The organism is bacterium (assembly GCA_035549195.1).
Lineage (GTDB): Bacteria > Oederibacteriota > Muellerivitia > Muellerivitales > Muellerivitaceae > DASZRK01.
Window position 1 is genome coordinate 1 of the sequence record DASZRK010000043.1, and the last position, 1,647, is coordinate 1,647.

Consider the following 1,647-nt stretch of genomic DNA (forward strand, 5'->3'; position numbering starts at 1 on the left):
GATCTGTCCGAAGACGGCGAAGAGGAAGCAGGCGGTGGTCACCAGCCTGGAGTCCTCATGGACGAGGTGGGCCCCTTCATGGGCCAGCACGGCGGAAAGCTCCTGGCGGTTGAGGCGGGCCAGGAGTCCCTCGGTCACCCCGATGGCACAGTTGCCGTTCCCATCCATGATCGAAAAAGCGTTGGCGCCCGGGTCGGCCAGCACCACCGGACGGATCCCGTGCAGGCCCGTGGCCGCCTCCATCTCCTCCACCAGGTGGATGAACTGCAGGTGGTATTGGTCCTTCGGGTCGGCGGGCCGCGCCTTGATCTGGTCCAACAGATCCCCCAAGGAACGCTGGCGCACGTAGAAGAAATGGCCCGCCGCCAGGGCCGCCGCGGCCAAGGAGGTCCAAAGGATGACCGGCCAGACCGGGGAAGGGCCCGCCATCCCCTCCCGGAAACGGACCATGGCCCAGACCGACAGGGACATCAGGTTGGCGAAACCCACATAGAGGGCGACGAGGAGGAGGAAAAGATAGAAGGTGGCCCGGCGGGTGCGTTCCTTGGCCTCGAAGACCGTCTCGGCGGGCAATGAATAGAACATGGATACCCCGGATGGACCGCGAAGGCGCGGAGTTCGCGAAGGACCCGCCCCGACCCTTCATCAGGGACCGGTTTTTTTCGCGCCCTTCGCCTCTTCGCGGCGGAATGGAGCCTTAAAACTTGACCTGCGGGACTTCCTTCTCGGCCTCGGCGGCCTTGAGGAATTCCCGTTGCTGGAAACCGAAGGGCCCGGCCACCAGGTTCGAGGGGAACTGCTGGGTGATCGTGTTGTAGTTGGCCACCACGTCGTTGTAGTGCCCGCGGGTGTAGGCGATCTTGTTCTCGGTGGAGGTCAGTTCCTCCTGCAATTGCTTGGCGTTCTCATTGGATTTGAGGGCGGGGTAGTTCTCCCAGACCGCCATCAGGCGCCCCAGGCCGCTGGTGAGGTCGTTCTCGGCCTTGACCCGGTCCGTCAGGTTCCCGGCGCCCATGGCGGCGGCGCGGGCCTGCATGACCTGGGTGAGGGTGTTCTTCTCGAAGTCCATCACGCCCTTCACCGTCTCCACCAGGTTGGGGATCAGGTCGTGGCGGCGCTTCAATTGCACGTCGATCTGGCTCCAGGAGTTGTCCACCTCCACCTTGTAGCGGACCAGTTGGTTGTAGACGGAGACCAGGTAGAGGGCGACGAGCACGAGGATGCCCAAGAGGACCAGTACGACGACCAAAGCGATGCCGGCGACCATAAGCGCTCCTTGTCCAAGGCAGGATGAGAACGCCCCTAGTATAGGACCCCGTCCCGGTCCCGCCCAGGGGAGGGAAAGACCCGCGACTCCCGCTTTTCCAAGGGGAAACCCGGCCTTTGTCCTTGACAGCCCCAGGGGCCAGGATTAATCTTCTACACCTTTCAACGCCCCCTCAGCCTATTTGGAACCCATCCGGAGGACGAACATGGCCGCCAAGAAAAAGACCGCCAAGAAAAAGTCATCCAAACCCAAGACCACCCCGAAGAAGGCCGCGCCCAAAGCCGCCAAGGCCTTGAAGATCGTCCCCAAGAAGCGGGTCCGCATCGATCCCGCCTACGTCCCCATGTTGCAGAACCTCCAGAAGCGCCGCAACGAGATCA

General features: G+C 63.0%; 2 protein-coding genes. Both read right to left on the minus strand.

The annotated features are described in order from the left end of the window. Nucleotides 1-585, minus strand: a 585-nt coding sequence (locus tag VHE12_08855) for a M48 family metalloprotease (protein HVZ80894.1), incomplete at its 3' end; no start/stop codon positions are given. A 112-nt stretch (nt 586-697) separates the two neighbouring features. Beyond that, nucleotides 698-1,267: a LemA family protein gene (locus tag VHE12_08860; GenBank protein ID HVZ80895.1), complete on the minus strand. Its 570-nt coding sequence runs from the start codon at nt 1,265-1,267 to the stop codon at nt 698-700. Nucleotides 1,268-1,647: the final 380 nt, after the last annotated feature.